General features: G+C 67.0%; 26 protein-coding genes and 2 tRNA genes. 13 read left to right on the top strand and 15 right to left on the bottom strand.

Annotated elements, in window-relative coordinates:
* The first annotated feature begins 77 nt into the window (after window positions 1–77).
* From VFQ64_RS09075 to VFQ64_RS09055, 5 genes are all read left to right on the top strand, one after another.
* Window positions 78–2,036, top strand: coding sequence for a lytic transglycosylase domain-containing protein (locus VFQ64_RS09075; protein WP_325102964.1), 1,959 nt, complete (start codon window positions 78–80; stop codon window positions 2,034–2,036).
* Window positions 2,037–2,162: 126 nt separating this feature from the next.
* Entirely contained in the window at window positions 2,163–2,642 is a 480-nt protein-coding gene (gene greB, locus VFQ64_RS09070; protein WP_325102963.1) for a transcription elongation factor GreB, read from the top strand.
* Between the two features lie 48 nt (window positions 2,643–2,690).
* On the top strand, window positions 2,691–2,948 hold the full coding sequence (locus VFQ64_RS09065) for a hypothetical protein (RefSeq protein WP_325102962.1): 258 nt from the start codon (window positions 2,691–2,693) through the stop codon (window positions 2,946–2,948).
* 31 nt (window positions 2,949–2,979) lie between these two features.
* Window positions 2,980–3,783 (top strand): NYN domain-containing protein, encoded by an 804-nt coding sequence (locus VFQ64_RS09060; protein WP_325102961.1) that lies wholly within the window; start codon window positions 2,980–2,982, stop codon window positions 3,781–3,783.
* Window positions 3,784–3,820: 37 nt separating this feature from the next.
* On the top strand, window positions 3,821–4,393 hold the full coding sequence (locus VFQ64_RS09055; RefSeq protein ID WP_325102960.1) for a Uma2 family endonuclease: 573 nt from the start codon (window positions 3,821–3,823) through the stop codon (window positions 4,391–4,393).
* Window positions 4,394–4,429: 36 nt separating this feature from the next.
* On the opposite strand, the gene ettA is transcribed toward VFQ64_RS09055, so the two are convergent.
* A complete protein-coding gene (gene ettA / locus VFQ64_RS09050) occupies window positions 4,430–6,109 on the bottom strand; it encodes an energy-dependent translational throttle protein EttA (protein WP_325102959.1) in 1,680 nt (559 codons plus the stop codon).
* Window positions 6,110–6,260: 151 nt separating this feature from the next.
* On the opposite strand from ettA, the gene VFQ64_RS09045 reads away from it, so the two are divergent.
* The 5 genes from VFQ64_RS09045 to VFQ64_RS09025 all read left to right on the top strand — a co-directional run bounded on the left by VFQ64_RS09045 (window position 6,261) and on the right by VFQ64_RS09025 (window position 9,190).
* Window positions 6,261–6,509: a hypothetical protein gene (locus VFQ64_RS09045; protein WP_325102958.1), complete on the top strand. Its 249-nt coding sequence runs from the start codon at window positions 6,261–6,263 to the stop codon at window positions 6,507–6,509.
* On the top strand, window positions 6,506–6,889 hold the full coding sequence (locus VFQ64_RS09040) for a hypothetical protein (protein WP_325102957.1): 384 nt from the start codon (window positions 6,506–6,508) through the stop codon (window positions 6,887–6,889). The genes VFQ64_RS09045 and VFQ64_RS09040 overlap by 4 nt, the downstream gene beginning before the upstream one ends.
* A gap of 170 nt (window positions 6,890–7,059) precedes the next feature.
* On the top strand, window positions 7,060–8,484 hold the full coding sequence (locus VFQ64_RS09035) for a M20/M25/M40 family metallo-hydrolase (protein WP_325102956.1): 1,425 nt from the start codon (window positions 7,060–7,062) through the stop codon (window positions 8,482–8,484).
* A 125-nt stretch (window positions 8,485–8,609) separates the two neighbouring features.
* Complete coding sequence (locus tag VFQ64_RS09030; protein ID WP_325102955.1) at window positions 8,610–8,879, top strand: hypothetical protein; 270 nt, start codon at window positions 8,610–8,612, stop codon at window positions 8,877–8,879.
* A 38-nt stretch (window positions 8,880–8,917) separates the two neighbouring features.
* Window positions 8,918–9,190, top strand: coding sequence for a hypothetical protein (locus VFQ64_RS09025; protein ID WP_325102954.1), 273 nt, complete (start codon window positions 8,918–8,920; stop codon window positions 9,188–9,190).
* A gap of 168 nt (window positions 9,191–9,358) precedes the next feature.
* Here the strand turns inward: VFQ64_RS09025 and VFQ64_RS09020 are convergent.
* Window positions 9,359–9,434 (bottom strand) — tRNA-Ile (locus tag VFQ64_RS09020).
* A 154-nt stretch (window positions 9,435–9,588) separates the two neighbouring features.
* Here VFQ64_RS09020 and VFQ64_RS09015 point away from each other — a divergent pair.
* Window positions 9,589–9,665: transfer RNA gene (locus tag VFQ64_RS09015), tRNA-Pro, on the top strand.
* Here the strand turns inward: VFQ64_RS09015 and VFQ64_RS09010 are convergent.
* Together VFQ64_RS09010 and VFQ64_RS09005 are read right to left on the bottom strand one after the other, a co-directional pair.
* Complete coding sequence (locus VFQ64_RS09010) at window positions 9,666–10,658, bottom strand: polysaccharide deacetylase family protein (protein WP_325102953.1); 993 nt, start codon at window positions 10,656–10,658, stop codon at window positions 9,666–9,668.
* Entirely contained in the window at window positions 10,655–12,346 is a 1,692-nt protein-coding gene (locus VFQ64_RS09005; RefSeq protein WP_325102952.1) for a HAMP domain-containing sensor histidine kinase, read from the bottom strand. Before VFQ64_RS09005 ends, VFQ64_RS09010 begins: the two co-directional genes overlap by 4 nt.
* 182 nt (window positions 12,347–12,528) lie before the next feature.
* On the opposite strand from VFQ64_RS09005, the gene VFQ64_RS09000 reads away from it, so the two are divergent.
* Window positions 12,529–12,996 carry an Lrp/AsnC family transcriptional regulator gene (locus VFQ64_RS09000; RefSeq protein ID WP_325102951.1) on the top strand — a complete coding sequence of 156 codons (468 nt, stop codon included), beginning with the start codon at window positions 12,529–12,531 and terminating at the stop codon, window positions 12,994–12,996.
* 37 nt (window positions 12,997–13,033) lie between these two features.
* Here the strand turns inward: VFQ64_RS09000 and VFQ64_RS08995 are convergent, their stop codons facing one another.
* Complete coding sequence (locus tag VFQ64_RS08995; protein ID WP_325102950.1) at window positions 13,034–14,326, bottom strand: hypothetical protein; 1,293 nt, start codon at window positions 14,324–14,326, stop codon at window positions 13,034–13,036.
* Window positions 14,327–14,481: 155 nt separating this feature from the next.
* On the opposite strand from VFQ64_RS08995, the gene VFQ64_RS08990 reads away from it, so the two are divergent.
* Window positions 14,482–15,231 (top strand): YaaA family protein, encoded by a 750-nt coding sequence (locus VFQ64_RS08990; protein ID WP_325102949.1) that lies wholly within the window; start codon window positions 14,482–14,484, stop codon window positions 15,229–15,231.
* Window positions 15,232–15,246: 15 nt separating this feature from the next.
* Here the strand turns inward: VFQ64_RS08990 and tssH are convergent, their stop codons facing one another.
* The 10 genes from tssH to VFQ64_RS08940 form a co-directional block, all read right to left on the bottom strand.
* On the bottom strand, window positions 15,247–18,072 hold the full coding sequence (tssH, locus tag VFQ64_RS08985) for a type VI secretion system ATPase TssH (protein ID WP_325102948.1): 2,826 nt from the start codon (window positions 18,070–18,072) through the stop codon (window positions 15,247–15,249).
* Window positions 18,069–19,109 (bottom strand): type VI secretion system baseplate subunit TssG, encoded by a 1,041-nt coding sequence (gene tssG / locus VFQ64_RS08980; protein WP_325102947.1) that lies wholly within the window; start codon window positions 19,107–19,109, stop codon window positions 18,069–18,071. The genes tssH and tssG overlap by 4 nt, the downstream gene beginning before the upstream one ends.
* Complete coding sequence (gene tssF, locus VFQ64_RS08975) at window positions 19,073–20,935, bottom strand: type VI secretion system baseplate subunit TssF (RefSeq protein ID WP_325102946.1); 1,863 nt, start codon at window positions 20,933–20,935, stop codon at window positions 19,073–19,075. Before tssF ends, tssG begins: the two co-directional genes overlap by 37 nt.
* Window positions 20,936–20,941: 6 nt before the next feature.
* On the bottom strand, window positions 20,942–21,478 hold the full coding sequence (gene tssE, locus VFQ64_RS08970) for a type VI secretion system baseplate subunit TssE (RefSeq protein ID WP_325102945.1): 537 nt from the start codon (window positions 21,476–21,478) through the stop codon (window positions 20,942–20,944).
* Window positions 21,479–21,488: 10 nt separating this feature from the next.
* Window positions 21,489–22,277 (bottom strand): type VI secretion system accessory protein TagJ, encoded by a 789-nt coding sequence (locus VFQ64_RS08965; RefSeq protein ID WP_325102944.1) that lies wholly within the window; start codon window positions 22,275–22,277, stop codon window positions 21,489–21,491.
* Between the two features lie 29 nt (window positions 22,278–22,306).
* Window positions 22,307–22,792: a type VI secretion system tube protein Hcp gene (locus tag VFQ64_RS08960; protein WP_325102943.1), complete on the bottom strand. Its 486-nt coding sequence runs from the start codon at window positions 22,790–22,792 to the stop codon at window positions 22,307–22,309.
* A 68-nt stretch (window positions 22,793–22,860) separates the two neighbouring features.
* Window positions 22,861–24,348, bottom strand: a complete 1,488-nt coding sequence (tssC, locus tag VFQ64_RS08955; RefSeq protein WP_325102942.1) for a type VI secretion system contractile sheath large subunit — start codon at window positions 24,346–24,348, stop codon at window positions 22,861–22,863.
* Window positions 24,349–24,422: 74 nt separating this feature from the next.
* Window positions 24,423–24,956, bottom strand: coding sequence for a type VI secretion system contractile sheath small subunit (gene tssB, locus VFQ64_RS08950; protein ID WP_325102941.1), 534 nt, complete (start codon window positions 24,954–24,956; stop codon window positions 24,423–24,425).
* An 89-nt stretch (window positions 24,957–25,045) separates the two neighbouring features.
* The gene (locus VFQ64_RS08945) at window positions 25,046–26,083 is read right to left on the bottom strand and encodes an ImpA family type VI secretion system protein (protein WP_325102940.1); all 1,038 of its coding nucleotides are present in this window, start codon (window positions 26,081–26,083) and stop codon (window positions 25,046–25,048) included.
* Between the two features lie 50 nt (window positions 26,084–26,133).
* Window positions 26,134–26,880, bottom strand: coding sequence for an OmpA family protein (locus VFQ64_RS08940; RefSeq protein ID WP_325102939.1), 747 nt, complete (start codon window positions 26,878–26,880; stop codon window positions 26,134–26,136).
* Window positions 26,881–26,989 lie beyond the last annotated feature (109 nt).

The raw sequence follows: 26,989 nt of genomic DNA, 5'->3' as shown, positions 1-26,989 counted from the left end.
GGAAAACTTGCTCCTGGGCGGATCACGCGCCCATTTCGTTCAGGACAGATACGGGTGGGGCCGGTATGCTGTCCACCATGCTTGCTCCTGTCTGGAAGATCAGTTTCATCGCCGCCGCGCTGGCGAGCGTCGGCGCCTCGGGGGTGCAGGACTTCGCGTCCCAGCCACGCCTGCCCGCGCCCGCTGACACCAGTATCGCTTCGGCCTTGGCCGAGTGGCGGACGCTCAGCGACACCAGCCGGATGCCGTTCGACAGCTATGCCAACTTCCTGCTCGCGCGTCGCGGGTGGCCGAACGAGGCCGCGATCCGGCGGGCGGCGGAGGCGCAGGCGGGCGTCGCGGCGCCGTTCAATGTGGTGCGACTGTTCCGCAGCGTAGCGCCGCTGACCGCAGGGGGGCGGGTCGCCTATGCCCGCGCTTTGCTGGCGACCGGCTCGACGGCGGAGGCGCTGGTGGCCGCACGGGCCGCGTGGCGCGGCGGTGCGCTGAGCGCTCAGGACGAAGCCCTGCTGCTGTCCGCCTTCGGTGCCCAGCTGACGACGGCCGATCACGAAGCCCGGGTCGACGCGCTGCTCTGGGGTGGACGCGCGGCTGCGGCGCGGCCGGGCCTGCCCTATGTCTCCGCCGGACGCCGCGCCATCGATACGGCCCGCATCGCGTTCCGGACCAACGCGCCGGAGGCGTCGGAGCTCTCCGCGAGCACGGCCGCGCTATACGGCAACGATGCCGGCTATGTCGCCGATCGCGCCACCTGGCTGCGCGCCAACAATGCGGCGCCGAGCGCGCGGACCTGGCTCGCGCAGCCGCGCCGGCTAGCGACGCCGCCGGGAAACGCGGAAGAGTATATGGAGGTGCTGCTCACCCATGCGCGAGGTGCTGCGGCAGACGGGCAGTGGCAGACCGCCTACGACATCGCGCGCCAGATCGGCGACGTGTTCCCGGCCGGCGTGGACGTGGCGACGCGCAGCTATGGCGAGCGCGACGATTACACCAGCCTCGCCTGGCTGGCGGCGACCGCGGCGTTCCGTCAGCTCAACCGCCCGGCGGACGCGATGACGCTGTTCGAGCGGTATGCCAATGGCACGCCGACACCCTCCACGCGATCGAAGGGGCTGTACTGGGCGGCGCGCGCGGCCGAGCGCGCGGGGCTGACGGCGGAGGCGGCGCGGCTGTGGGCGGCGGCGGCGAGCCATCGTGAGGCTTATTACGGGCAGCTCGCCAACGAGCAGCTCGGCCGTTCGCTTTCCGCTCCGGCGCCGGTGCCCGCGCGGATGGTGGATCCGCTGGTCAAGGCGGCGTTCGGATCGCGCGAGGTGGTGCGCGCGGCGCGCTTCCTCGGCAATGTCGGGATGTATGAGGAGCAGACCGCTTTCGTCCGCCAGATCGCGCTCGACGCGAAGAGCGAGCCCGATCATCTGCTCGCCGCCGACCTGGCGCGCGACCTGCAACGCCCGGACCTGGCGGTGATGATCGGGCGCAGCGCGCTGACCAACGGCCACCTGGCGCTGGCCTCGGTGGGCTATCCGACGCTGCCGGTGCCGATGGGCTATGAGGGCGACTGGACCTTCATCCACGCGATCGGCCGGCAGGAGAGCCAGTTCAACCGCGCCGCAATCAGCTCCGCCGGCGCGCGCGGGCTGTTGCAGCTGATGCCGGGCACCGCGCGGGAGCAGGCGGGCAAGATGGGGATCAGCTATCAGCCGAGCGAACTGCTGACCGATCCGAGCCTGTCGATGAAGCTCGGCTCGGGTTACTTCCGCCGGGTCCATGCCATTTACGGCAGCTATCCGATGGCGCTGGCGGCGTACAATGCAGGGCCGGGAAACGTGAACAAGTGGCTGCGCGCCAATGGCGACCCGCGCGCTGGCGGCATCAGCATGGTCGACTGGGTCGAGGCGATCCCGATCCAGGAGACGCGCAACTATGTCCAGCGGGTGCTGGAGAATGCGGTGGTGTACGACCTGATGCGGCCGGACCGGGCGGTGAGCCGGGGGCCGAACCATCTGAGCTGGTATTTGGGGCGGCGGCCGGGTTGAGCGCGCCGCAGCGTTGCATCTTCCCCGGCGAAGGCCGAGGTCCAGTTGCGGCGGTCTCGAGAAGGTGGACAAGTACCGCGAGCAGCTCGAGACTGGACCCCGGCCTTCGCCGGGGAAGATGAGGTTGTGGACAGGCCGAACTACATCACGCCCGCAGGCTACTCCGCCCTTAGGCAAGAATACGAACAGCTGTTCGCCACCGAACGTCCCGCGCTGGTGGAGACGATCGCCTGGGCGGCGGGCAATGGTGACCGGTCGGAGAATGGCGATTACATCTATGGTCGCAAGCGGCTGCGCGAGATCGACCGGCGGCTGGGTTGGCTGTCGAAGCGGATGAAGGCCGCCAAGGTGGTCGATCCGGCGGCGCAGGAAGACCGGAGCCGCGTGTGGTTCGGCGCCTGCGTGACGATCGTCGACGAAGAGGATCGCGAGCGGACGCTGACGCTGGTCGGCGACGACGAGGCGGACGCGGGCGCCGGGCGGGTCGGGTGGAACTCGCCGTTCGCGCGGGCGCTGCGTGGCGCGGGCGTCGGCGACGTGCGCCGCGTCGACCTGCCGGCCGGCGAGCGGGAGTATGAGGTGCTGGCGATCCGCTATCCGGATTAGGAACGCTCCCCCGCCCTCGCCCGTTCTTCGCGCCGAAGGAGAATGACCATGGCCGAGAACCCCCGCACCACCACCGCGCGTGACAATGACGACAGCGCCATCATCGACGCCGCCGTAGCGGAAGCGGTACCCGGCATCGGCGGCGGGGGCGGTAGCCACAACATCGGCAACGACGTCGCCACCCAAACCGATCTCGCGCAGGTGACCGAGCCCGACGCGAACGTCAGGCCGCAAAAGTCGGACGATATCCACAACAATCAGGCCTATCCCCACGCCACGCCCAACGACGCCGGCCGCACCGGTTGACGGCGGCGGCGGCGGCGGCGACGGTGCGGGGATGACCGACATCCGCACCCGCAACGTCGCCCTGCTGATCGACGCCGACAATGCGCAGCCGAGCGCGATCGACCCCGTCCTGACGGTGTTGGCGGAGCTGGGCACGGTCAATGTGCGCCGCGCCTATGGCAACTGGTCGGAAGGGCGGCTGAAGGGCTGGCGCGAGAAGCTCGTCCAGTACGGCGTCGAGCCGCTCCAGCAGTTCGACCTGACCAAGGGCAAGAACGCGACGGACATGAAGATGACGATCGACGCGATGGACTTGCTCTATCGCGGGCGGATCGACGCGTTCGGCATCATGTCGTCCGACAGCGACTTCATGCCGCTGGCGATGCGGATGCGGCAGGACGGGCTGGAGGTCTATGGCTTCGGCACCAGCCGGACGCCGCAGGCATTCCAGAATGCATGTTCGCGCTTTATCGACGTCGGCGCGCTGCTCGTCACCACACCGCCCGCCAAGGAGCCGGACATCGCGGTGGAGCGGGAGGCCACACCCGAGCCGGTGGCCATCGCGGACACGGACGAGCCAAGGTCCCTGGCGGACAGCCTGCCGCCGCCGATCCGCGCCAAGCGGCTGAAGGACGATCCAGAGCTCGTGAAGCTGTTGGTCGATGCGTATGACTCGGTGAAGAAGGACGCGAAGGGCTTCGTCAGCCTGTCCGCGATGGGTCAGCTCGCCGGCAATCGGTCGAGCTTCGACGCGCGCAACTACGGGTTCAAGCGGTTGAGCGACCTGATCGAGTCGGTCGACATCTTCCAGGTCGACCGGCGTGAGAACGGACTGTGGGTGAAGCGGGTGCGGTGAGCTTCCAAATCGCTGCCGTCCCTACTATACTCGTGGCATGACGGTTCATCAGCCTATCGTCGCCGATACCGGACGGGTCTGGAAGATCGGGCAGGATGAATTTCTGCTGCTGGAGGCGAACGGCTCGTTCGACAGCTATGCCCGCACCGAATTGCTCGATGGGGAAATCTGGGTCGTGAACGCAATTCACAGCCGCCATGCCGGTGTTCAAGCCGAACTGCATGGCCGCCTTTGGACAGCGCTCGCCGCCCTCAATAGTCCGCTGAAGACGTACATCGCTCCGTCGGTGGATATCTCCGACAAGTCTCTTCCCGAACCGGACTTGGTTCTGGGTGTGCCGCATCAGCAAGGCTTCGTCCCGTTGGCGAAGGTCGCCCTGGTGATCGAAATCTCCGACACGACAGTGGATGTGGACCTGGGGCGAAAGCTCCGGATCTACTCGGAGGCAAGGGTCGCGGAATATTGGGTCGTGGACGTGAATGCAGGCGTCATCCACCGGATGTGGGCACCGGCGGGCGAGCAGTTCGGCAAGCGAGACGAAGTCGCCTTCGGCGAACCGCTCGCCTCCGCTACGATCGAGCAGCTTGTAATCGAAACGTCTGGGCTCTGAGCCGAGGTGCAGGCAGGAAACAGGCCTGTCTGAGCCTCACCGCGTGAGTTTCTTGTACGCCAATCGCGTCGGCCGGTCCGCGGCATCGCCGAGACGGCGGCGCTTGTCCTCCTCATAGCCTTCGAAATTGCCCTCGAACCATTCGACGTGGCTGTCGCCCTCGAAGGCGAGGATGTGGGTCGCGAGCCGATCCAGGAAGAAGCGGTCGTGGCTGATGACAACGGCGCAGCCGGCGAAATTCTCGATCGCCTCCTCCAGCGCCCCTAGCGTCTCGACGTCGAGATCGTTGGTCGGCTCGTCGAGCAGCAGCACGTTGCCGCCGCGCTTCAGCATCTTGGCGATGTTGACGCGGTTGCGCTCACCGCCGGACAGCTTGCCGACGTTCTTCTGCTGGTCCTGACCCTTGAAGTTGAAGGCGCCGACATAGGCCCGGGTCGACTGGTCGAAACCGTTGATCTTCATGGAATCAAGCCCGTCGGAGATTTCCTCCCAGACGTTCTTCGAATTGTCGAGGTGATCGCGGCTCTGGTCGACATAGCCGAGGCGGACGGTCGAGCCCTTGTCGATCACGCCGCTGTCGGGCTGTTCCTGCCCGGTAATGAGCTTGAACAGCGTCGACTTGCCGGCACCGTTGGGGCCGATCACGCCGACGATCCCGCCGGCGGGCAAGGTGAAGCTGAGGTTCTCGAACAACAGCTTGTCGCCATAGCTCTTGGATACGTTCTCGACGTTAATGACCTTGCCGCCGAGGCGCTCGGGCACCTGGATGACGATCTGCGCCTTGCCCGGCGTGCGGTTCTCCTGCGCGGCGACCAGGCGATCGAAGTTGGCGATACGCGCCTTGGACTTAGTCTGGCGGGCCTTGGCACCCTGTCGGATCCATTCGAGCTCGTTGCGGATCGCGGTCTGGCGGCCGGACTCCTCCCGGTCCTCCTGCTCCAGCCGCTTCGCCTTCTTCTCCAGATAGGTGGAGTAATTGCCCTCGTAGGGGAAATACTTGCCGCGATCGAGTTCGAGCACCCAGCCGACGACGTTGTCGAGAAAATAGCGGTCATGGGTGATCATCAGCACCGCGCCGGCATATTCCTTCAGGTGGTTCTCCAGCCATTGGACGCTCTCGGCGTCGAGATGGTTGGTGGGCTCGTCAAGGAGCAGGATCGACGGCTTCTGGATGAGGAGACGGGTCAGCGCGACGCGGCGCTTCTCACCGCCCGACAGGCTGTCCACCGGCCAGTCGCCGGGCGGGCAGCGCAGCGCCTCCATCGCGATCTCGAGCTGGTTGTCGAGCGACCAGCCGTCGACCGAGTCGATCTTTTCCTGCAGCGTGCCCATCTCCTCCATCAGGGCATCGAAGTCGGTGTCGTCCTTCGGATCGCCCATCTCGGCCGAGATCGCGTTGAACCGGTCGACCATGTCGGCGACGCCGCGCGCACCGTCCTTGACGTTCTCGAGCACGGTCTTGGTCGGATCGAGCTGCGGTTCCTGCTCCAGATAGCCGACCGTGACGTTCTCGCCCGGCCATGCCTCGCCGGTGAAATCCTTGTCGATGCCCGCCATGATCTTGATCAGCGTCGACTTGCCCGCGCCGTTCGGACCGACGATCCCGATCTTCGCGCCGTGGTAGAATTGCAGGTTGATGTTCGACAACACCGGCTTGTTCGCGCCGGGGAAGGTCTTGGTCATGTCCTTCATGACATAGGCGTATTGGCCGGCCATAATGGTCGCTTGCACTCCGAACTTACAACGATGCAGGATGTACCCACGAGATAGCGACGAGCACGCCGCAACGCAACGCGCGCCGGCGGGTTGTATTCGGAGGTGAACAAGGAGGGGCGCCCTGCCCGATCCCATACGCACGATCCGCGGCGTGTCCTGTCGCCGCTTTCGCCAGGTGTTCCCCGGGAAGCACCTGTTCCTGGTCACCGTAGGACAGCATGCGAACCGCTCCGCCAATGCGCAGCAACTGCGCAGCGGCCACAACTATCTGGCCGTCTGGATACCCACCACCAGCTTAGCGACGACCCGGGTGCTTCCCGGCGGGTTCGGCGTTATCGATCTGATCGGCACCGATCCCCCCTTGTACCGGCGGGTGATCCAGTGGATCACCGGTCAGTGAGCAGGCATATGGGGCTGCTGGGTGGCGTCGCGGCCTTGCTGCTGATCGGCTGCAACGGCGGCGCCCAGACCGACGAGCTGTCGCGGCCGGTCGCCGGCAGCTACATTCTTGTCGACGGCGCCCCCGATCAATCGGACGCAATCATGGCCGCGGTCGGCGCGATGCTCGCGCGCGAGCCCGGCTTTCGGCCACTCGCGCTCTCGAACGGGCTGGAGAGCGCCACGCTGTACAGCTTCAAGTTCACAGGTAGCTGTGGCACCCAGGCCGCGCTGGTCGCGGCGGTGCGGGCGGAGGTCGCGCGGGTGACGAAGGCGACGGCGCGCTGTGTCGACCGGCGCCGAGCGTGGGACGTAGTAGCTGGCGCCAACGGCTGCGGATGATCGCCGCCTTCCTGGCGGCGATGGTGCTCGGCGACGGCGCCCCCGTGATCGGTGGCGCCTGTCGGCGATGGCGCGGGAGGTCTGTCGATGGCCGCACGCGAATGAGCGCGACTGATCTCTTGCCCGGGTCAGGGCGATACTGCACACCGCGTGACTTTCCGGAGTTTCCCATGCGTCGCCGTTCGGTCCTGCTTGCCACCCTTCTCGCCGCGACAGCCCTGCCCGGCTTGGCCCAGACACCCGCGGCAGCGCCCGCCGCCGCCCCTGCCTCGATCCCGGCGAAGGTGGACCCATTCGTCGCCAGATTGCGGGACACGGCGCTGAAGGACGACATGGCGTATGACCTCGTCGAGGGGCTGACGACGGAGGTCGGGCAGCGGCTGGCGGCGACCGAGGCGGAGGCGCGGGCGCGGAGCTGGGCGGTGGCGAAGCTGCGTGCGATGGGCTTCCGCAACGTGCGGGTGGAGACGTTCCAGATGCCGGCCTGGGTGCGCGGCGAGGAGACGGCGGAGATCGTTTCACCCTTCGCGCAGAAGCTGGTGCTGACTGCGCTCGGCAATTCCGGCGCAACGCCGCCTGAGGGGCTGACCGCGCCGGTGGTGGTGTTCCCGACCTATAATGATCTGCTCGCCGCGCCGGACGGATCGCTGACCAGCAAGATCGTCTATATCGGCCATGCGATGGCGCCGTCACAGGACGGATCGAGCTATGGCGCGTACGGCGCCGCCCGTCGCGCTGGCCCGGCGGCGGCGGCGCGCAAGGGTGCGGTGGCGGTGGTGATCCGCTCGATCGGCACCAGCGACAATCGGCTGCCGCATACCGGCGGCACCAGCTTTCCCGCCGGGGTGACGCCGATCCCGGCAGCGGCGCTGTCCAACCCGGACGCCGATCAGCTGGAGCGGATCGCGGCGCGCGGCCGGCCGGTGACGATGCGTCTGGTGCTCACCCCGCGCTTCCTGGGCCAGGCGGAATCGGGCAACGTCATCGCCGAGGTGCCCGGGACGGATCCCGGCGCCGGCGTGGTGCTGATCGGCGGGCACCTCGACAGTTGGGACTTGGGCACGGGCGCGATCGACGATGCCGCCGGCGTCGCCATTACCGCGGTGGCGGCGAAGCGGATCATGGATTCAGGGCGCCGGCCGCGCCGCACCATCCGCGTGGTCTGGTTTGGCGCGGAGGAGGTCGGCGTGTTCGGCGGCCGCGCCTATGCCGAACGGCATCCCGAGCGTCACGCGTTGACGGCGGAGTCCGATTTCGGTGCCGACCGCATCTGGCGGTTTGAGACCAATCTGCCTGCCGGCGCCAACGCGGTCGGCGACCGGTTGCAGGCGGCACTCGCCCCGCTCGGCATTCCACGCGGCGCCGGCGTCGCGGGCGACGGCGCGGATGTCGGCCCGATCATGGCGCGCGGCACGGCGGCCATCGACCTCAACCAGTCCGGCATCCGCTACTTCGACACCCACCACACGCCCAACGACACGATCGACCGGATCGACCCGGAGCAGCTGCGACAGAATGTCGCGGCGTGGACCGCGATGCTCGCGGTGGTCGCCTACGCGCCCGAGGACATTGGGCCGGTCACGCCCGCCAAATAGGCGGATTGTGATGGCTGCCACTTTTCTGCCGCATTTTCTTCTTGACCCCCCAACTAGGTAGGATATTGAAATCCCATCGCGACGGCGCGGGGCTGGACGCGATTGGCTCTCTTGGGGGAACCCTGATGAAGAAGATCGTTCTGGTCGCGCTTGGCGCCGGCCTGATGTCGTTGACCGCCTGCAACTCCAAGGCCGACGAAGCTGTCGAGCAGAACCGGGAAGCGGTCGCCGACAACATCGAAGCCGCCGCAGACGCGAACGACACCGCAGCCGAGGCTGCCGACGACGCCGGCAACGATGTCGCCGAAGCGGCACTCGAGAACACCGCCGCCAACCAGCATGACGCCGCGGCGAATGCCGAGGATCATGCCGACGACACCACCGACGTTAACTGAGGCCGCGTTTTCGTCCTGACTGACCTGGAGACATACCCATGAAGAAGATCGCACTCGTCGCCGTCGCCGGCGCCCTCCTGTCGCTGACCGCCTGCGGCGGCAACAGCTCGCCCGAGGCTGCGGCCATCGACAACAACGCCGCCGCGATGGAGGCCAGCCTGGAGAACCAGGCCGACAACCTCGAAGCCGCTGCCGAGAACGCCGCTGACGAGAACGTCTCCGACGCCCTCGAGTCCGCCGCCGACAACGTCGAAGACGTCAAGGACAATGTCGAGGATGCCGCCGAGGCCGCCAAGGCGAACCTGCAATAAGGCGACGTGCGGCCTGCGCCATGCTGGCGCAGGACTCGCGCAAGTCCGGCCGGCAGGTCGGCAAAGCCGGGCCTGTTCGACGACGCGGAAGTCACGTCCGCGTCAGGCCAGCCGAAAAGGAGGGGCGCTCTCGTTCGCGAGGGCGCCCTTTTTCTTGAATGGAGAAGCTGGTGGGCCCGGCAGGACTCGAACCCGCAACCTAGCCGTTATGAGCGGCCAGCTCTAACCATTGAGCTACGGGCCCCACCAGGGCGCGGCTTAGCGGAGGCAGTCCCGACGCGAAAGGCCACGCCACGGGGAATGCCCGCGGCTCACGTCGAACGGGCTTGGGTTCGCCGACCCGCCGTCCGCGCCGGTTGCGCGTCGGCGGTAGCTCCGCTACCGGCGTCCGCAACCGGCGGGGAGTGGCGCAGTCTGGTAGCGCGCCTGCTTTGGGAGCAGGATGTCGCAGGTTCGAATCCTGTCTCCCCGACCATCATCCTGCCGCCGCCAGCACCTCGACCAAGGAAGCGGGACGGATCCCGAGCCGGTCGAGCAGGATGAGCATCTCATTCCACCAGCGCCAAAAGGCCCGGAGATCGGCGGCGTCGCGGACATACGGCGTGTGTCCGGGCGCGAGGGACGGCGAGTGGAAGGAGAAGGTGAGCAGGCGCAGTCCCTCCCCTGCGGCGACGCGGACCGCCTCCGATGCAGCGGCGAGCGGCATGTCCTCGGGCGTCAGCGCGATGCGGGACAGCAAACCGGCGCGAGCGAACAGGCCACGCCCTTTCGGCAAGTGTCCGAGCAGACTGTACAACCCCGCGCCTCCCGCGCGCGCACTGCCGGTATATACGGTGGTAAGCGGTAGCTCGATCAGACCCGCCATCCGCCAGGCATCGCTGCCGACGCGCGAATAATTCGGTCCGCCCTGCGCGGTGTAGTCATAGCCCGCACGCACCGAGCTATCGAGCCGATAACCCGCGTCGACCAACAATGCGGTCGTGTCCGGCCCCAGACCATAGCGGCCTGCACGAAACGCCAGCGGATGCCCGAATGCGCGCGTGATCGCCTCGGTCAGTGCGGTGATCTTGGCGGCTTGCAGCCTGCGGGGCAGATTGCCGGAGAAGCTGGTCCGTGGGCTGACGATCTCCTCATGCGGCGGATTGACCCAGGCATGCAGCTGCGCGCCGATCGCGGAACGCCCGTCGCCGTGGACGGCGCGGAGGATGTCGATCGAGCGTGGATCGGTGGCGATCGGGTAATCGGCCAGGCAGGTCAGCGGCACTCCCGCCGCGGCAAAGCGGCGATGCGCGTCGGGAAAGGCCGCCATCGCCTGCGTCGACCGCTGCGCGCGATCGAGCGGAGCCGTCCAGTCGAACTCCTCCTCCACATCGACGGTCACCAGAAAGCGCGAGCCGAAGCTGTCCGGCCAGCACACCGGATCGCCGGGCACCGGGCGGAAGGACTCCCTTCCTGCCCCTTCGGTCACTGCGACGCCGTCCGCTCCATGCCCGACGATTGCGCGGCGGGGAGCCGCAGTGTCAAGCGATCGGCGGCGACCGTGAAGGAGCCACCCAGCGCCGTCGCCAGGTTGCTCACCAGGCGTAGAGTGAAGCCGGTGCCGAGCAACGGTCCGTCGACCAGCTCCACGTCCGTGTCGATGGCGAGCAATGCGTCATCGCCGGTCGCGGTCAGACTTTGCGGCCGAGTAACGTGCAATCGGACGGTGCGGGTCTTGACGGCGAGCTGTGCGCGCAACCGCTCGCCCGGCTCTGCGACAGCCAGCGCGGTGGTCAGCAGCCGGTCGAGCAGCCGCGCGACGGCGCGGTCGTCGGCGTGGACCAGCGCACCCTGCTCGCTGTCGACGATCAAGGTCGCTCCACGCTGGATTGCGAGCGGACGCAGGTCGGCGGCGATGCGGCTCAGCAGCACACCCAGGTCCAGCGCGTCGGGTCGGAGTTCCAGAGCGCTGCCTTCGATGCGGGCGGCGGTGTCGAGATCGTCGATCGCCGCAACCAGCGCCGCGGCCTGACGCTGGATCAGCTGCGCCCGATCGCGATAGACGATCGGCACCGGGCCGAGCAGCTCGGTGCCGATCAGCTCCGAAAAGCCGGCGATGGCGTTGGCAGGGGTGCGGAGTTCATGAACTAGCTGGCGCAACGCATCCGAGGCGGTTGCGGGCGCGGCGACGGCTTCCTCGCGGCGCGGGCGGCGGGCGGTGCCGCTCAGCCCTTCGAAGCGCCCGCTCAGCGGTTCGAAACGCGGCACACCCGAAAGCCGCCACGAACCTGCCGCGGCGGAATCGCCCGCCACTTCCAGGCGCACGTCGCGGAAGGTGGAGCGGGTGCGCAGCGCACCACGCGCCGCCGCGTCGACCTGTGCCACGCCCTGTAAGGCGCTGTGCGCCAGGGTGAGGCCGATCAGCGGGCCGCGTGCGACCCCGTCTACCCAGCGGATGACGCCGGCCGCATCGGTTTCGAACCGGAAGTTTTCCGGCGGCTCGGACGTGGCCGACGCAAGAGGAGTTGTCGCCACCGGCTTGTCGCGCCGGAATGCGTCGATCCGCGCGACGAGATCGGCGATCTGCGACCGCGACGGATCTTGCGCGTGCCGCATCGCCGCCGCGACCACGGGTAGCGCGCGGGCGGCTTCGCCTAACGTCACGAAAGGCGTTCCCGTCGATTGCACAGGGGGCTGGGGCGCGGCGGGCTCATGGATGGGAGCCGGCGGTGCCACGGCGAGCGCGCCTTCATGATCGAGCACGAAATCGGTCGCGCCGAAGCTTCCGAGCGCGCGCTCTACCTCTCCCGGCAAGTCCCGGCGGTGGCGAAGCACCGCGCGTTGCGCGGGCGTCAGGCGCGGCAACAGCGCCGCCCATTCGCGTGCCGTGAGCGTCGCCGTACGCAACACCGGCGCTGCGACCGCCAGTTCCTCTTCCGCGAAGAACGAGACCAACGCCGCCGGCGGCTCACCCCATGCCAATGCGCGACCGCTCGCGGCACGGACGGCGTCGGGTACCTGCTCGCGCAGCGCGCGCAGCCGCCCAACGGCCTCCGCCAGATCCGGAACGCGACGGCGCGCGATCAGGTCGACGAGCTGACGCCACGCCGATTGCGCGCCAAAGTCCGTTGCCGTGTCGGCCGCCAATACGGTGGCCAGGCTGTCGTCGAACCGCACCCGGAATTCTCCCCCGCGCCGGGCGAGAGGCCGGGTGCGGTAGGGATTCCTTAACGACACCATGCGTCGTCGGGAATGACAGAATTGAGCGCGTCGCAATGTGGGACGATTGCGTTACCCCGCAATTTTATTACAGGATCGTCCACGGCGGCGGACGTTAATCGTCGCGACGGGAGCCCGACATGACGCTCGACAAGACGGATCGACACATCTTGTCGCTCCTGCAAACCGAAGGCCGGATGACCAATGTCGATCTGGCCGAGCGCGTCGGGCTGACCGCCCCACCCTGTTTGCGGCGTGTGCGCGCGTTGGAGGAAGCGGGCGCGATCCTCGGCTATCATGCACAGCTCAATCCCGCGAAGCTGGGCTATTCACTAAGGGTGTTCGCGATGGTGTCGCTGCGCAGTCAGGCCGAACAGGATCTGGCGGCGTTCGAACGCCATGTGGCCGCTATTCCGGAGGTGCGCGAGTGCCACATGCTGAATGGCGAGATCGATTTTATCCTGAAGATCGTCGCAAATGATCTCAGCGCCTTCCAGACGATCCTGATGACCCAGCTCACCTCCGCTCCCAACGTAGCAAGCGTCAAGACATCGCTGACCATCCGCACCGCCAAGGCATTGTCGGGGATCCCGATCGCCATAGAATGACCCGCCGCGCAGCACGGCGCGGCGGGTCGCCCTTGGATCAGGCAGACGGCGTGTTGTTCAGCCAGGTGGTCCAGAACGACGCGATCTCCGCGCGCGGCCCGGTCTTCACCGCGCCGAACGCGGCCTGTGCCCCCGCCTTGTCACCCGAGCGGGCGAGGGCGATCCCCAGATGCGTGTTGATCGCATCGGTATCCCCGCCGCCCTTCTGCAGGGCGGTGCGGTACAGCGCGGCCGCCTTGGTGTAATTCCCCTGGCTGAGATAGGCATCGCCGGTCTGGCCGGCGAGCTGACCGTTCGGGGACGCATTGGCCTTTGTCTCCAACGAGGCCAGCGAACCCTCCGCCGCCGCGGCGCGGGCGAGTTCGGGGAGCAGCGCCTTGGCTTCGGTGTTGCTGGCCGGGATCTTGCCGTTGGCGATCCCCTCCTTCAACACCGCCTGCGCCTCCAGCGGCAGACCGGCGTTCTGCGCCTTTTGCGCATATTCGATGTAGAAATAATGGTCGGGCAATCCACCGGAGGCGCGCATCAGGCGGAAGAGGTCGATCTTCTGCGGGTTGGTCAGCGTCGCGGTCGAACCCTGCTGGAAGCCATAGGTCGCCAAGACTTCGTACCAGGCCTGCGGGCTGGGATGCGCGGCCAGATAGCGATTCATCCAGGCGACGGTCTGCGGGCCGAGGCGCTTCTTGTTCGACTGACTGATCGCGAAGCGGTAATACTCGACCGGCGCCTTCTGCCCCTTCGCGGTCGTCGCGGCGATCACCTGCTCCAGCTCGGTCATGCCGCCGGCGACGTCACCGCTGTCCACCTTCGTCTTGACGATCGCGAGCGCAAGCGTGTCGCTGGTGTAGCCGCCCGCGCGGGCACGGTTGTAGTAGTCGAGCGCGACCGGATACTGGCGCGACGCATAGGCCATCTCGCCGCGTGCGACGAGGAACTTGGGCCGATCCTCCGCCGGAGTGACGGGGTTGGCGATCAACGTGTCGAGCGCGCGCGCGAGGCCGTTCTCGTCCACCGCCGCCTTGGGATTGGCGGTGCGGAGCGCGTTGATCTTCTGCGCTTCGACGCTGTAGCGGAAGCGCGCGGCAATATACTTCTCGAAATCGGAAGTGGCGACCGCCTCGAACGCGGTGACGAGCGGGTCGGCGGCCGCGGGGTTGTTGAGGGCGAGCGCGTCCTGCGCCTCCTTGGCCGCCGGTGCGGCCTTGGCGCTCAATGTCGGACCCTTTGCCTCCTCCTTCTTCTTCTGCGCGACGGCGGGTGCGCTCAGCACGACCCCGGTCGCGCCGGTGGCAAGCAGCGCCCCGAGCAATAGCTTGGACATCGACTTCATCACTACTCTCCTTCAGGGCGCGTCAGCACCCGCGCCTACGCGGCACGGCTCTAATGGCGCCGGATAAACCCTTCAAGCGACCTTGGCTTGCGTCGCCGTACCCGGTGGCGGCGCGGCGTTGAACGGAGATTGAACGGCCGCTAACCCGTCCGCGCATGATCGCCGTCATCTCGCCCGCAAAAACGCTGGACTACCAGACCGCCCTGCCGTCGGTGACGCCGACGGTGCCGCGCTTCGCTGACGAGGCGGCGGCACTCGCCCGGTCGGCGGCGCGATTGCCGCAGAAGCGGCTGCGCGAGCTGATGCATATCTCCCCGGCGCTGGCGAAGCTCAATCGTGCGCGGTTCACCGACTTCGCCTACGCGCCCGAGCGGCCGGCGATGTTCGCCTTTGCGGGTGACGTGTACCAAGGGCTCGACGCGGCGACGCTGGATGAGCCGGCGATCGACTTCGCGCAAGATCACCTGCGGATGCTGTCGGGCTTGTACGGCCTGCTGCGGCCGCTCGACCTGATGCGGCCCTATCGGCTGGAGATGGGGACGCGGTGGGCGCCGCGGCGCGATCGCCTGACCGACTGGTGGGGCGGCCGGATTGCGACCGCGCTGGCCCAGGATCTCGTGGAGGAGGGCTCGGGCACGGTCCTCAACCTTGCATCCAATGAATATTGGGCCGCCGTCGAGGGGCGGCTGCCCGCGAGCGTAACCGTGATCGCCGTCGATTTCCGCGAGGGCGAGACGCGGAGGTTTGTCAGCTTCAACGCCAAGCGCGCGCGCGGCGCGATGGCGCGTTGGATGGTCGAGCACCGGGTCACGCAGCCTCAGGACATGCGCGCCTTCGATTGGGACGGCTACAGCTTCGTCGGCGGCGAAAGCGGGCCTGACCGATGGCTGTACGTCCGGACCTGATCGTCCGACCTCGACTCAGGCGGGCACCGTTCCCACCGCACCTGCCGTGACCGTCCTGCTTTTTCTCTGCGCCCGGTCGGTCGGTTCGGCGACGATCTCGTCATCGGCGAGCGTGACGTCCTGCACCTCGGGCGCAGGCGCGGCTCGACCACCCCGCCCCTTTTCCTGGAAGTCGTAGGTGAAGCCGCCCTGCCCGTTAGCGCCGTCCACCCCGACCACGATCCCCTCGACCTCATCGCCGGACATCTGCTTGCCCAGCAGCGCGATCGACATCTCCGGCAGCATCGTGTTCGTCAGGATCGCGTCGATCATGCGGCCGCCGGACGCAACCTCGTTGCAACGGCTGACGATCAGGTCGACCACCGCCTGGTCGTATTCGAAGCGGATCTTGTGGTTTTCCGCGATGCGCTTCTTGATGCGGTTGAGCTGGAGCTTGACGATCCCGCCCAGCATCTCGGGCGACAATGGGAAGTACGGCAGCACCACCAAGCGTCCGAGCAGTGCGGGTGGGAACACCTTCAGCAGGTCGGGGCGGAGCGAGGTCGCCAGCGCTTCGGGCTCGGGCGCCATTTCCGGGTCCTCGCACATGCTGGTGATGAGGTCGGTGCCGGCATTGGAGGTGAGCAGGATGAGGCAGTTCTTGAAGTCGATGAACCGCCCTTCGGAGTCGTTCATGAACCCCTTGTCGAACACCTGGAAGAACATCTCGTGGACGTCGGGGTGCGCCTTCTCGACCTCGTCGAGCAGCACCACCGAATAGGGTCGCCGCCGTACCGCCTCGGTCAACACGCCGCCCTGGCCATAGCCGACATACCCGGCGGGCGCGCCCTTCAGCGTCGAGACGGTATGCGCCTCCTGGAACTCGCTCATGTTGATGACGATCATCGAATCGTCGCCGGAATAGAGCAGCTCGGAGAGCACATGCGCGGTCTCGGTCTTGCCGACGCCCGACGGGCCCGCGAGCATGAACACGCCGACCGGCTTGTTCGGGTTGTCGAGCTTGGCCCGGCTGGTCTGAATGCGCTTGGCGATCGCATCCATCGCATGATCCTGGCCGACCACGCGCTTCTTGAGCTCATCGGCGATCTTGAGCACCGACTGGATCTCGTCCTTGACCATGCGACCGATCGGGATGCCGGTCCAGTCGCCCACGACCGCGGCGACCGCGTCCTGGTCGACGACGCCGAACACCATCGGCTGGTCGCCCTGTACCGATTTCATCTCGCCGATGGCTGTGTCGAGGTCGCCCTTGAGCTGCGCCTCCATCGGGAATGGAACCTCGGGACCGGCGCTGGCGGCGTGATCGTCCCGACCCTTCTTGAGCGCATCCCGCGCGGCGACCAGCTTCTCCAGCGCAGCCTTCTCGGCCGCCCACTTCGCATTGATCGCCTCCGCCGCGGCACGGGCTTCGGTCAGTTCCTCGTCGATCTTCTCAAGGCGATCGTCCGCGCGATACTGACCGGAACGTTCGCGCTGGACGATCTCGCGCTCGACGTCGAGCAGCTCGACGCGGCGCTTGCGGTCTTCAACCTGCGCCGGCGTCGAATGCTGCGACACCGCGACGCGCGCGCTGGCGGTATCGAGCAGGCTCACCGCCTTGTCCGGCAGCTGCCGCGCCGGCACGTAGCGCTGCGACAAGGTAACGGAGGCGGCGACCGCCTCGTCCAGCACCACGACGTTGTGGTGGCTTTCCATCATCGGCGATACCGAGCGGATCATCGCGATCGCCTTGGCCGTGTCGGGCTCGGCGACGTCGACGGTCTGGAAGCGGCGGGTCAGCGCCGGGTCCTTTTCGAAATACTGCCGGTACTCGGCATAGGTGGTCGCGGCGATGGTGCGCAGGCGGCCACGCGCCAGCGCGGGCTTGAGCAGGTTGGCGGCGTCGCCGGTGCCGGCCTGGCCGCCGGCACCGATCAGCGTGTGCGCCTCGTCGATGAACAGGATGATCGGGGTGGGGCTCGACTCGACCTCGTCGATGACGGCGCGCAGCCGCTTCTCGAACTCGCCCTTCATGCTCGCACCCGCCTGCATCAGGCCGATGTCGAGCGAGCGCAGCGTCACGCCTTGCAGGCTCGGCGGCACGTCGCCGTCGACGATGCGCTTGGCGAAACCTTCGACCACGGCGGTCTTGCCGACGCCCGCCTCGCCGACCAGGATCGGATTGTTCTGGCGGCGTCGAAGCAGGATGTCGACGACCTGACGGATTTCCGCGTCGCGGCCGACGATGGTGTCGATCTCGCCCGACCGCGCCTTGGCGGTCAGATCGACCGAGAACTTGGCGAGCGACTCGCCCGCGACGACCGGGCCGGCTTCGCCCTCGCCGCCCTCGGCGACGGCACCCGGCCCAGCGTCGCGCTGCGTCTGTTCGGTCGAGGCACGGACGATCTGTTCGAACTCAGCGCCGAGCTTCTCGACCTGGACCTTGCGGAACTCGCCCGAAATCGAGAACAGCGCGTTGCGGAGCGTCGCGGTCTTGAGCATGCCGTACAGCAGGTGCCCGGTGCGGATGCGGCCGGCCGAGAATTGCAGCGAGGCGTACAGCCAGCCCTTCTCGATCGCTTCTTCGATCTGGGGCGAGAAGTCGCTGATCGCGGTCGCCCCGCGCGGCAGCGAGTCGAGCTGCGCCACCACGTCGCGCGCCAGCTGGGTGTCGTTTAGTCCGAACGCGGTGCGGATCGCCGCCAGATCGTTCTGCGCATCCTGCACGAGGATGTGGATCCAGTGCACCAGCTCGACATAGGGGTTGCCGCGCATCTTGCAGAAGCCCGTGGCGGTCTCGACCGACTTGAGCCCGGTCGGATTGAGTCGGCCGAACAAGGCCGAACGACTGATCTCCGTCATGTGGTGTTCCCCCCAAGTGTCGCGCGCATTCCCCTCGCGCGACGTGTCAGATGTGCGTCCGAACGGATGTTATCGCCGCTGCCGGGTTTGAGCCAGCCCGTCCAACCCAGCTGCGTGCGCCCGTCGAGATGCGCCGGACGGGCGTGCCGCTCCTCCATCTCGATCATGATGTCCCATTCCAGATGGCTGGGTGCGAAAGCGTCGAGCGCCTCGGACGCGATCGCGAAGCGCGGGCTCGACGGCAGCAGCCGCTCATATTCCTTCATCGAATTGGCGCGGATCGCGACCCGGAAGGCGTCGGACGCCTCCCGGGTCCGCGCACCGACCACCACGCCTTCGTCCAGCCGGGCGAAGCTGCGCCCCAACCGGGTCTGGTCGGCGACCTCGATGTCGCGCCAGCGGGGCTGGTACTCCAGCACCCGGACGGGCTGCCGCAGCAGGTGGCCGAGCGCGTCCTCGATCGCCACGGCCGAGCGCCGCGATCCGAACAACGCCGCATAATAGAGGCGCGCTCTGGCCGGGAACAGCGCATCCTCCCCCACCCCTTCCGCCGCGCCCGACAGCGCGCCGAGATAATGGGCAAAGCGGTCATCCTCGGGCCGGTCCGCCTGCACCGCAGGCTGAGAGTCGCCCCACACGCGGTAGAAGAGCTGGAGCATGCGGTTGGCGATGACGTCCAGCCATCGCCCGAACGGCCGCGTCGTGCCGTAGCGCCGCTCGTACAACGCAAATTCGGTGAGGTGGGTCGGCAGCGGCCCCATCGGTCCGGTCAGGCCGAGCCACAGCCCGTGCGCGGTCGGGCGGCCATGGCGAACCTCGACCTCCTGCATCGTCGAATCGGGGAAGCCCAGATGCGGTACCTGAGCGAGGTCGACGATGCTCTGGGCCGGCAGCCGCGATCGGCCGACGCGTGGCATCGCCGGCGCGCGTGCCTCGGCACCACGGACGAGCGGGAACATGCCGTATCGGCGGACCTGCGCGCCCGCGCGTTGCAGGAAAGTCAGATGTTCGGCCGGCGGCCGATCCGCGGCGACCATCGCGCGAACTCTCCTTCTAGCGGGCTCTCGAAACATGTTTCGGTGAACGAGTTGATGCTGGCGAACTCGCACAGGAAGCGTTCGAGCACCGCCGAGAACAGGAACATGCGGCTGCGGTCGAAGGCGGCATCATCGAGCTTGATCGCGATGCGATGCCCGCGCGCGATCGCCATGCGGTCCAGACCCGGCACCCGACGCGCGACCTTGCGCGACTGGATCGACAGCACACCGTCGATCTGCCGCCGCAGCGATGCGTCGTCCTGGCGGCCATAAAGCGCGAGATGATCGCGTAGCACCGAGGGGTCGCTGTGATCCTCCGGCGCCAGCGTCATATAGTTGGGCGTCAGATGACCGATCACGCGCCAGGCTGCGTCGCCCAACCCCAGTGGCGGCCTGGGTCGGGTCGGCGCGCGCAGCACGGATACGCCACGCGCGGGCACGCCGGAGATCAGGAAATGCTTATCGCCGCGAAACTGCAACAGCTCGGGCAGCTCGCGATTGGTGACCAGCGCACGCACCGACAGCTCCTGGATATCGTCGAGGCGTGATGCATCGCCGGGCGCGGTCAGGCTTATCCAGGTCTCCGTGCCGACATATTCGGTTCGCCTGCGCAGCCGCTGCTCGCGCGTCGACAGGCGCCGTGCGCGCAGCTGCGAGGTATAGAACAGCGCCTCCCGCCAGTCATAGAGCAGCGCGCCGAAGGCATAGAGCGGCGCCACAGTGCGGGCGTTGACGTTCTCGCGGTCATAGGCCTTGACCTCAAGGAGCCGGAACACCTCGAAATCGAGCGGCCTCGTCCGATCGGGAACGACGTGGTATTCATGCTCATAGGGCGTGATCTGAACCCGCCCGAGCTGCTTTTCGAACAGGTTGATCGCGGGCGTCGCATAGAGCCGGAAGTTGCTAGGCTCGATCGCGCCGGTGAGCACGGCCGACGAGCGCGAGAACAGGAACACCACGTCGCATGCGGTCGGCGACTGCTTGAAGGCGCGCGCCAGCTCGAGCACGTCGACGAACAGGAAGCGTTCGGGGCACGCAAAATATTCCGACAGCAGGCGATAGCCACGAAACGAGCGTTCCTCTGCCGGCAGGAGTGCTTCGTCGTCGTCGAAACCGCGCTGGACCGGGTCGGGCAGCCGCACCCAGGGCGCATTGGCGGCGGCGTCGCTGGACCGTGCGAGCACCGCCAGGTTTTCGCCGATCAACTGGCGGTACAACTCGCCCGGCACCGACTCCGCCCCGGCCAGATAGATCGGTAGATTCGAAGGCAGTACCTTGGGCAGCTCCGCGCCACCCGTCGCTTCGAAGCGGATGCGCAGACCCGCTTCCGCGCGCACATCGGCGGCGGCGGCGAACGGAGCGACGGCGGCGCGGCTGGACAGATACTCGACTTCGCTGATCCGCAGCGGCCACAGGGTAACCTCGTGACCGGTCCGAAACGGAACCGCGGCATTACCCTGATCGCTCGCAGTCGCCACCAGCTCGGTCCCGCGTGGCACCTTGTGCCCCTTGATCAGGATCTGGTCGCCTTCCTTGGGGTCGAAGCCCGCGACGCAGATCGACGGCATCGGCGCCAGGTAATGCGGCTGGACGGCATGGAGCAGATGCTGGGTGAACTCGGGATATTGATCGTTGAGCTTGAGCTGGACGCGCGCCCCCAGGAACGCGACGCCCTCGAGCAGCCGTTCGACATAGGGATCGGGATCGGTCGGCGTCTTGAGGCCGAGGCGACCGGCGACGGTCTCATTCTCCTCGCCGAATTCACGCGCGGCTTCGCGGAGATAGCCTAGCTCGTCATTGTAGAAGCGGAGCAGGCGCGGGTCCACCGGTGCCTATTCCTCGACCGCAACGGAGGCGGTGTCGGGGTCGATATGCGTGTGGAACTTGACCGGCATGGCAAACGCGGCCGCGGTGATGTCGCCCTGGATCACAAACGTGACCTGGTGGACATGCTCAGCGCGCTCGATCAGGTCGACCACCAGCGACTTTGGTTCGATACGCGGCTCGAAATAGCGGATCGCGGTGCGGATCTCGCGCGCGCGCTGCAGCACGGAGCGGCGGTGCTGCGCGCGGCCTGCCATGTCCGGCAGGCCATAGTTGAGCACGGACGTCTCGACCTGGGGATAGGCTTCGAGCGATCGGGTGGCGCCCAGGTTTGTCGTGTTGAGCAGCCAGCCGAGCTCACGCTTGATGGTGGATCGTAGTGCCGCCTCGTTGAAGCGCTCGATCTGCGGTACCGTGTAGAAGCGGAAGTTCTCGCGCGCGACGGTGGTGCGGTCGGATTCATTATCGACCAGGCCGGCCATGTCGATGTCGGCGACGAGTTTGTCGAACAGGGTGGGCGTCAGGCGGTGCTTGACGGCGGCCATGCGCGTCCGTTCAGGCGAAGACGAGATGGCGGACCGACAGCAGGTCGCGCTCGTCCTCGCTCGAGAGCGCCCAGAGGTGCTGGCCGCTGCCGACCTGACCCCAGTCGGTGTCGCGCCAGCGGGTGGCGCGGCCGAGCCGCTCGTTCACGTCGTTCGACGCTTCGCTGCCCGGGTAGCGGGTCGGCAGCAGCGCCGCGACCGATTGGCCGGACTTGAAGGCGAGCTGGACGGGGTACCAGACCGTATCGCGCAGGTCCTTGGGCCCTTCGCTCTTGATGCTCGCGACCGTATCGAACGGCACCAGACCATAGCGCCCGCCGATGATCGCCTCGAGGGATGGACCAAAGCGGCTGTCGGCATCGCCGATCCAATCGAAAGCGGTGCCGTCAAGTGCGCCTGGCGTGTCGGGCGCTGCCTCGAACGCCGCGTCGCGCCGATCGCTGCCTTCATCGGCGCGACCGTTGCCGTAGAGCTGGATCGCGTCGCACAGGCCCTCGGCCCAGTCGCTGGCGAGAAGCAGCTGCATGCGCGTCTTGCCTGCGAACACATCGGCGCGCTCGCGCTCCGCCTCGAGCGCCTGGCCATAGGCGGTGCTCAGCATCTGCGCCTCGGGCGAGAGCTGGGCGAGCAGGCTCAGCTGAGTCCGCGCCTTGTCCCATTCGCCCGCGATCGCGAGCAGCTGAAACAGGAACATGCGCGCGCCCTCGTCGGAGGGCTTGGCACGGACGACCTCGACGAGCGCGCGTCGCGCTCCGTCGAGGTCCCCTGCTCGCAGCAGTTGGTCGGCATCCGTCGCCATCGCCGCCCCCTGCCGCGCTCTTGTAGTGGTTAGGCCGCCTCGCCCTCGACGACGTTGAACGACGCCATGTTCTTGGCACCGGCTCCGCCGGTCTTGCCTTGCTCGATATACTCGAACTCGATCTTCGAATAGCCGATCGAGACCTGCTCGGTCATCTCGCTACCCGACGCGCCCGCGTTTTGAAAGCTCGACACCATCACGTCGGTGAGGGTGACCTTGTAATAAAGCATCGGCTTGTCACCCGCAGCCTTCTGGCTGGTGAATACGACCGAGGGGATGTGCGTGCCGCCGCCGGCTGCCTGGAACAGCTTGGGCGACGCCTTGTCCGTGAATTTGGTGAAGTGGATCTCGCCAAACGAGGCCTTGCCGGCCGAAAGACCCGCGCCGCCACGTCCAACCTGCAACGGCTGGCTGACGCCGAAGCTCATCGAGTGGATGTCGATCTCCTTTTCGTGACCCCGCTTCGTGCACTCGCCCTCGATACCGTCGATCTTCAGGAAAAAGTCGGCTGACATTGATCTATCCTCCATTGTGGCCGCCCGCCTTCACTGTCGGCAGGCCCCGATGTTGTGCTGCCTGGGTATCAGGCGGCCTTGGGCAGACGCGAGACCATGCTCATGGCGATGTCCATGCCCTCCATCTGGTAATGTGGAACGAACATAAACTTCCCCTTGTAGTAACCCGGGTTCTCCGGGTCGGGCAGGATCTCTACTTGCGCCCCCTTGAGAGGTAGTTTGGCCTTGGTCGCTTCGCTCGAACTTTGCGGCGAACCGTCGACGTATTGCATGACCCAGTCGTTCAGATCGCGCTGCAGCTGCGGCGCTTCCCGGGTACCGCCGATCCAGTCGCGGACCATGCACTTCAGATAATGCGCAAAGCGGCACGAGGCGAAGATATAGGGCAGCCGGGCCGACAGATTGGCGTTGGCGGTCGCATCCTGGTTGTCATACGCCTTTGGGCGGTGGAGCGTCTGCCCCCCGATAAAGGTCGCCTGATCGGTGTTCTTGCGGTGCACCAGCGCGAGCAGCCCGGCTGCGGACAGCTCCGCCTCGCGTCGATCGGAAATTGCGATCTCGGTCGGACACTTCATATCCACCCCACCATCGTCGGTCGGGAAGGTCGCGGTCGGCAGCCCCTCGACCGTCCCGCCAGACTCGACGCCACGGATACGCGTGCACCAACCCCAGGTCTGGAACGCCTCGGTGATCCGCGTCGCCATGGCATAGGCGGCGTTGACCCACAGGTGGTTGTCGTGATCGCCCGCGGTGTTCTCCTCATAGTCGAAAGCGTCGACCGGCTCCGTCTTCGCGCCATAAACCGGTCGGCCGAGAAAGCGCGGCATCGTCAGCGCGAGGTAGCGCGCATCGTCGGACTCGCGGAAGGAACGCCAGGCGGCATAGTCGGTAGCATCGAACAGCTTGGCGAGATCGCGGGGGTTGGCGAGCTCCGTCCAGGACTGCATGCCGAACAGTGTCGGCGCGGCGCCGGCGATGAACGGCGCATGTGCCGCGGCACCGATCTTGGCGAGGCCACGCATGACCTCCAGGTCGGGGGCGCTGTGGTCGAAGCTGTAGTCGCAGGTGAAGGCGCCATAAGGCTGGCCGCCGAGCTGCCCGAATTCCGACTCATAGATCTTCTTGAACAGCGGGCTCTGGTCCCAGGCCGCGTCGCGATATTGCCGAAACATCTTCCGGCACTCGTCCTTGGACATGTTCATCACCCGGATCTTCATGTCCTTGCCGGTCGACGTGTTCATGACGAGGTATTGCAACCCACGCCAAGCCGACTCGAGCTTTTGAAAATCGGGGTGATGGATGACGGCGTCCATCTGCTCGGAAATCTTTCGGTCGAGCGCGGAGCGCATCGCGTCCACCGTGGTGAATACGTCGTCGCCGATCACCGCCGCGTCCGCGAGCGCCTGTTGCGCCAGGGTCTGTACCGCGAGGCTGATGCGATCGGCCTTCTTGTCGTCCTGTGGCTTGAACTCCTTTTGCAGGAGCGAGGAAAAGTCATCGAACGCGATCGTCTCGCCCTGGGTCTGCCCACCGCCCTGAAGTGCTTGCTCGGCCATGCCACGTCTCCGCGCCCGCCATCGGGCCTGTCGCTGAAAGAAAGACGGCGACCGCTACGGCCGCCGTGGATGCTCTATTGTGCCGCCGGAGCGTCGTCCGCAGCCGGTGCTTCGCTGTTCTGATTCGCCGAGGACAGCGCCTGCATCAGCGAGGGATCCTTCAAGACCTTGTCGAGCAACTCCTGCGCCCCGTCCTTGCCGTCCATATACAGCATCAAGTCGTTCAGTTGCTGGCGCGCTTCCAGCAGCTTGGCCATCGCGGGCACCTTCTTGGCGACTTCTCCCGGAGCGAAATCGTCCATGCTCTTGAAGGTCAGGTCGACCGCCAGCTTGCCCTCGCCGGTCAGCGAATTCTCGACGTTGAAGGCGGCCCGGGGCGCGATCGCCTCCATGCGCTGCTCGAAATTGTCCATGTCGAACTCCACGAAGTCGCGCTTGGACGCTTCCTTCTTCTCGACATGACTCTTGCCCGACAGATCGGACATCACACCCATCACGAAAGGCAACTCGACCTTCTGCTTGGCGCCGTAGGTTTCGACCTCATACTCGATGTGCACTCGCGGCGCCCGGTTTTCCCGGATGAATCGCTGTCCGCTCTTTCCCGCCATTGCCGTTCCCCCAGTTTACCTGCCGAGCGTTTCCGAGTCGCACCCGCCGGCCCCATGCTAGCCGGAGGTTACGCCCATCGCGCCTTGAATCAATAGTCCGATTCCGCCGCGGCCTCGTCGAGTTTCGAGACGAGCACCCGCTTGGCATCGACCATGCTGTCGGGGACGAGATCGTCCAGAACCTCGAGGAAGTCCATGCCGACCCAATGGCGCGCGCGCTTCATCAGTATCGGCACGGGGCTTCCGGGCTCCCGCGCCATATAATATTCGACGATTCCGTCGATCGCGCGCAAGACGTCTTCGCGCGTGTTTACCCGGCCGGTCAGGCCAGGACCGGCCGCCACCGCGCCGCCGCCCGTCGACCCGGCCTCGCCCGCCCCGCTCGGCGGCGCCTCCCCCGCCGGCTCCTCGCGAAGGCCGGCATAGGGAGCGACCGCCTGACGCAGCGAGGCGAGCGCCTCGTAGGTCGCGCTGAAGTTGGTGCCCGTATCGTTGCCCGCGTGCGCAACCAGCACCGCATCGGTGCGCTTCAGCGCGTCGCGGATCCTATCGAGCTTCCCGACCGCCGCCGCGAACGCTTCGGTAATCTCCGCCTTGCGCTCCGGATCGTTGGTCTCGATCGCGCTGCGGAACTGCGCATAACCATCGGCCGCGCCACCCTCGGTAGCAAACCGCTCAAGGTCCTCGCCCGAGACCTTGCCCTGGCGATGCTCGAAAACTATCACCTTCTTAAGCGGGCCCAGGAACTCGCGGATCTTAGTCAGCGAGTCGCACGATGTCTTACGACCGACGAAGTCAGCCTCCTCCAGCGTCGGATGCACCTCGTCCCACAAACCCTCGAGCAAGCCGGCCAGCATCTCGGTACCGTCGGTAACGACCTGGAGATCGCCGACCTTTGCACCGGCGCGCGCGAGATACACTGCAAGCCAAAGGTCGCGGGTTTCCTCCGATTGCGTGATGATCGCCTTGATCGAGTCGCGCCAGGCGCCGGCATCGACTTCGCTGCCGTTGGCGTCGAGCTGGAACGGCGCCTCGATGGTCGCGCGCGCATCCGAATAGCCGAGGTCGGGCCCAGCTTTGGCGCCCTCCTCTTCGGAGAGCGGCGTCACCAACGCTTCAACATTCACGTCGCGTCAACCCTCCCCCCAGAGGCCGGCCATCAGCCTTGCAGCTCAGCTCAGGAGAGCAACACCGCCTCGACACGACGGTTGGCCTCGGCACTGGCGGCGCGGCCGGGCAGCGGCTCGTCGGGCCCATAGCCCTTGGTCTCGACCCGGCTCCGCTCGACACCCTGCGCGATGAGAAAGTCGGCCACCGCCTGCGCCCTGCGACGGGACAGGTCGATGTTGACCGCGCGCGATCCACGCGCATCGGTGTGCCCCTCGATCAGGAAACGTTTATCCTTCAGTTCCGGGAGCAGCAGCGCCTGCGCGAAGCCGCGGGCGCGGCCCTCGGCCGCCTTGGTCATCGCTGCCGAGTTGTACTCGAAGGTCAGCATCAGATCGGCGCGAGCCGCGCCCGGCGTCGATGTCTCGGGACGAGTAGCGGCGGCATAGTTCCGCCTGGGCGAAGCGATGGCCATGCGCGGTGCACGACGGGCGGGCCCGATGGCCGCCACCGACGGCGTCCTCGCCACCCGGAAGCCACGCGTCGACGGCGCGGCGACGGTTGGCTGGTTCACACCGGTGGCCAGCCGAAACCCCTTGGTCGCGGGTGCCGGCAGGGTCGGCTGCTGCGACGTCGCGAGACGGAATCCCTTGGTCGCCGGCGCGGCCTTGGTCGGCGTTGCCTCCGGCGCGGTCTCTGCGCCGCACTTGCCGGCAAAGGTGCACAGATAGCTGTTCACGTCCGCGTCCTGCGCGATGGCGGGCGCGCCGGTGATCGCCACGGCCATCGCCGTCGCAGTCGCAAAAATACCGCGCATAATTCCCCCTGTTCGTCTCATACTGAGCCCAAAGCAGAAGCGCGGCGTACTCCAATCCGGCCATGTTGACAAGCGACCCGCCTGTCGCGGGTTAAGACAGGTTTGGCGC

The sequence above is a fragment of the Sphingomonas sp. genome, assembly GCF_035714405.1.
GTDB lineage: Bacteria > Pseudomonadota > Alphaproteobacteria > Sphingomonadales > Sphingomonadaceae > Sphingomonas.
This window is presented reverse-complemented; position numbering and strand designations above follow the sequence as displayed.